The 2793-nt window shown below is 38.9% G+C and carries 2 protein-coding genes; both read right to left on the minus strand.

The genetic code is table 11. The annotated features are described in order from the left end of the window. Positions 1-508: 508 nt before the first annotated feature. A complete protein-coding gene (locus tag AC1EK1_RS08270; RefSeq protein ID WP_007441848.1) occupies positions 509-1534 on the minus strand; it encodes a nucleotidyl transferase AbiEii/AbiGii toxin family protein in 1026 nt (341 codons plus the stop codon). After that, entirely contained in the window at positions 1531-2172 is a 642-nt protein-coding gene (locus tag AC1EK1_RS08275) for a DUF6088 family protein (protein WP_232501423.1), read from the minus strand. Before AC1EK1_RS08275 ends, AC1EK1_RS08270 begins: the two co-directional genes overlap by 4 nt. Positions 2173-2793 lie beyond the last annotated feature (621 nt).

Consider the following 2793-nt stretch of genomic DNA (forward strand, 5'->3'; position numbering starts at 1 on the left):
AACAGCAGATTCTCGGTTACGGAAGTTTTTCCTGCATCAATGTGAGCAAGAATTCCTAAATTTATAATATTCATTTGGATTAAGCAATAATATACTACAGTAGATGCATTGTCGAAACGCACCTTTTAATACCTCCTCGTAGCATATGAGAACTACAGGATTACTAACTCGTATTAATATGTATATTATTACTGCCGCATAACGATTACAAAATTACACAAAAAAATATATCTAACAAAAGTGGGAGGATTTTTTAACTTTCGCACATTCCAGTGTCAAGTGCAACACAGTTACAAATGTAGGAAAAAAACTTCATAGGGAGTTTTATAGCCTAGTTTTTTTCGAGGTCGCACATTCCAGTGTCAAGTGCAACGCAGTTACAAAGGTAGGAAAAAAACTTCATAGGGAGTTTTATAGCCTAGTTTTTTTGCGAAGCACACATTCTCAATATAAGGGCTAAAGGGTACGGTAAACTATAGTCTGGATAAATAGGTAAGTATATGGAAAGCTATAAAGATAATGTCCAAGCAATTTTATTTATGCTCTTATTTAGTTCAGTTATTTCATTCAAGAGACTATCAAAGCTTGGTGTCTCTTCGTAAATCATATCTTGAGACATGGCGACGTAATCTGATCTCCACTCATCAAGAACTTCTTTCGGTGGTACAATAGATAACTTCTGTGGAGCAAGCGTTCGGTAGTCAAAACCTTTCAGTCCTATAAACATACTACGATGCTGCACTATTGAGGCGTATAACGTTGGATCACTTAAGGCTCTTGTGGCGATTTCTGTCTTAGAAATCTTGTAGACATCGTATAGGTGCCTGCTCATTCTTTCGGATCTGATTGAGGAAAACTCCTTTTTTGCGAACTCTTCGTGTAGCAGACAAAGTTTCTCTATAAATGTTCGTTCAGGACTGACAGCTAAGACCTTAAACTCCTTTTGCACAAATGGTGTATTAGGCATATACTGCTCAATCCAAGAATTAGTCATTACACTTTCTAAAGGCTCCGACATAGAGCGTCCGCTTACTTCTATTTTAACGACAGGTTTGAGATAATCAGTCTCCTCGGAAAAAAGCGACTCATATGCAACCTCTATCACCTCTGGATCTGTAGTGGAAATAGAAGTAACATTGACACTTACTTCAAAAAGCGAAGGGTCAATTGATAGACTTGCTAACGCTTTCTCCAAATCAGTCTTTAGCATTTCTCTTGTAAAAGAGCATGAGGCTCTTCTTAGCTTGTCACTTATCTGTGTTTTAGAGAGCTGACCAGCAAACCCTAAATACTCACGATTAATTGCAATATCAATATCTTCGGAAAAGCGTTTAATCAGATTCCAACACTTACTGAGTGAAGTACCACCCTTGAAAGAGAGCTGATCCGCATAGTGTAAGGAAAATAGGGCTCGAAGTACCATAGTTACCCACCAGTCTTTCTCTATTACACTAAGAGGGATATCACCAATTCGTGGCCTGACAATTTCCAGTACTTCTCTTTGCTCCTCTTTTGATAAGTCTGTAAATATCATTGTTCTCTCAGTCTGTTTAGTTCATCTTGTATCCATTGTGGAGCCAAGTGAATATCCCTCTTATATTCTTCCTCTGAAATTGAGCGGAGATGTTTTTTTAGAATGCTCTTATGCACCTCCGTTAGATTACCTTGCCCAATCTCTCTTAAGGCAAAAACAAGCATACGTACCAACTCTGAGGTGTATGCAAAATTGTTCATATCATTAGACCTTTTCAGCTGAATGCCTCGACCCTTTCCCAGCTTTATTGTTCGTGGTGATCCATTAGTGATGTACACTACATTCATTGGGATTTGAGTTGAAAGACCTAATTTATTTAGGACATAAGTGCCAGAGGGTATAAGTGTGATTTTGTCCCTTTCTTCAATTATCCTAGCCACCTCTTCAATGGAAGGATAAATAATACCAGTCCCCCACTTGGTGTCCACCTTAGGATAATAATAGAGCCCATGAGCCAACCTCACAAGATAACCCTCTTTGGTCATGCGACTAAGCACCTGTCTTATAGCGGTGCTATCGCCACAAGGAGCAAACTGGTTAGGGTAAAGTATCGACCCTTCTCCAGAATCAATAACAGCCTCTTTGATAAGCTGATGTGTACTTTTTAATTGCTTTCCCATGTCACAAATATAGTTCATATTTGTGACATGGCAAAATGTTAAGCAACCCGCTCTTGCCTCGGCACCTTCCAGTGTCAAGTGCAACACAGTTACAAATGTAGGGAAAAAACTTCGTAGGGAGTTAGCTCATTCCATTTAAATCTTTTGACCCACCTCTGGAACTACCTCCAAGGGAGGGTACTTTTGTACGCTTCGTTTTGCGCTTACTACTGGAAATCGCACTTGACGTTCATAGTTTTACCCTTTTTATGCAGTGAAATTTGAATCTATGAACTCGAAATCTAGCATACCATCTTGAGTAGATTTTATATCTTTGCAGATATTAAATAGAGAGTTCTTTGAAGCACTGCAGAATGAAGATAGGAAAAGAAACTTGCTCGTTTCCAACTCGTAACCCTTTTGCCCTACACTCTTTCCTGCTCTATTGATTATCTGAAAGATACAAGTTTCTTGAACCTTTTGCGGGCAAAGTCTACAATGGTCGAGTAGCATTGTCGCGCTTCTGTAGAGATCATAAGTCAGAAAAGGAGGCATCTGACAAACTTTGTAAAGTGATTCAAGAACATTAGTGTCCCGTTAAAATCGGGACCAGTTAAATATTAATCAAATAACCCCGGAAAGAGGGGACAATCGAGTTCT

Source organism: Porphyromonas sp. C0026D3, assembly GCF_056590775.1.

Excerpts from the sequence above, each read along its gene's own strand:
- AC1EK1_RS08275 (WP_232501423.1), bottom strand. The coding sequence starts at position 2,172 with ATGAACTATATTTGTGACATGGGAAAGCAATTAAAAAGTACACATCAG.
- AC1EK1_RS08270 (WP_007441848.1), bottom strand. The coding sequence starts at position 1,534 with ATGATATTTACAGACTTATCAAAAGAGGAGCAAAGAGAAGTACTGGAA.